The organism is Microbacterium daqui, from assembly GCF_050408675.1.
GTDB lineage: Bacteria > Actinomycetota > Actinomycetes > Actinomycetales > Microbacteriaceae > Microbacterium.
In genome coordinates this window covers 1-1,400 of the sequence record NZ_JBNTKF010000045.1, presented here as the reverse complement: position 1 = coordinate 1,400, position 1,400 = coordinate 1, and the positions used below count along the sequence as shown (strand labels likewise).

General features: G+C 68.3%; 1 protein-coding gene. It reads right to left on the bottom strand.

Annotation, left to right across the window (positions count from 1 at the left end; all coding sequences use genetic code 11):
* A partial coding sequence (locus ACQUSY_RS13350) for an ISL3 family transposase (protein ID WP_428904928.1) occupies positions 1-1,288 on the bottom strand: 1,288 nt, incomplete at its 3' end.
* Positions 1,289-1,400 lie beyond the last annotated feature (112 nt).

The following is a 1,400-nucleotide window of genomic DNA, read 5'->3' as shown; positions in this document are numbered from 1 at the left end:
GGGGTCTGAAGCCTCCGGCTTCGAGTAGTGATCTGGCGACATAGTTCGTGAGGTTGCGGAAGCCGAGTGCGGAGCCGCGGAGGTGCTCGAGCCGCCCGTTGATGGCCTCGGTCGGGCCGTTGCTGGTGCCGGGCAGGTCGAAGAACGCGAGCACGTCCGCGGCGCGCTGTTTGAGGGTGCGGCCGAGTCGGCGGATCTCGACCAGCGCTGCGGGAACGCCGGTGGTGACGGAGTCGATCACGGCCTGCATCATGTGCTTGCCTTTGTTCCTGTCGGGCTCGCGGTATGCGGCGATCATGCGCTGATAGATGCCCCAGGTCGCTTCGACCTCGACGTGCTCTTCGACCGCGAACAGCGCCGCCAGTCGGCTCCTCTGCCGGTCGGTGAGCAGCTTGTCGCCGGTGTGGAGGGTGCGGCGGGCCTGGTAGAGCGGGTCGCCCTTCATCCCGCGTCTGCCGAACAGGTCCTGCTGGACGCGGCGGCGGCAGACATCCAGCGCGTCGCCGGCGAGACGGACGACATGGAACGGGTCCATCACGGGGACCGCGTCGGGCAGTTCTTCGGCGGTGGCGGTCTTGAACCCGGTGAACCCGTCCATCGCGACCACCTCGATCCGCTTCGACCACTCGGCTGGGCGCTCAGCGAGCCACTGCTTGAACACGGCCTTCGAGCGGCCCTCCACCATGTCCAGCAGCCTCGCCGGCCCGGTCTTGTTGCGGGCCGGGGTCAGGTCGATGATCACGGTGACGTACTTGTCGCCGAACCGGGTGTGGCGCCAGACATGCTCGTCGACCCCGAGCGTGGTGACACCATCGAACCGTGCCGGGTCGTCGATCAGTCGCCGCCTGCCTTCGCCGAGCACGGCATCGTTCGCGGCGCTCCAGGACACGCCGAGCCCGCCCGCGACCCGGGTCACGGTGAGGTGGTCGACGACGATGCCCTTCAGCGCCCACGCCAGGCCGCCACGGGAGATCTTCGCTCGCGGCGCCGCCGCCCGTGTCATGTCCTGCCGCCAGGTCCGCCGGCAGTGATCGCACCGGTAGCGACGCACCCGCACCAGCAGCGTGGTGGGCCGGTGTCCGAACGGTTCATGCGCGAGTCGACGGGTGACGCTGTCACGGGCGACGCCTTCAGCACCGCACTTGCGACACCACGGATCCGGCTCCGTCAGACGGCACTCGATCGTCGCCAGGTTCGGCTCGATCAGCTGGCCGACGGCCACGAGCCCGAGCTCGTCGAGACGGCAGAACGTGGTCAAGTCGGGGGTCGCAAAAGTAGGGTGGAGCACGTCGAGGTCTTTCGGGATGGTGAGCGTGAAGAACTTCCATCCTCCGGGAGACCTCGACCCCTACCCAGCCAGCGACGCGCTCAACCCACTACACCCTCGTTCGTGAAGAGCC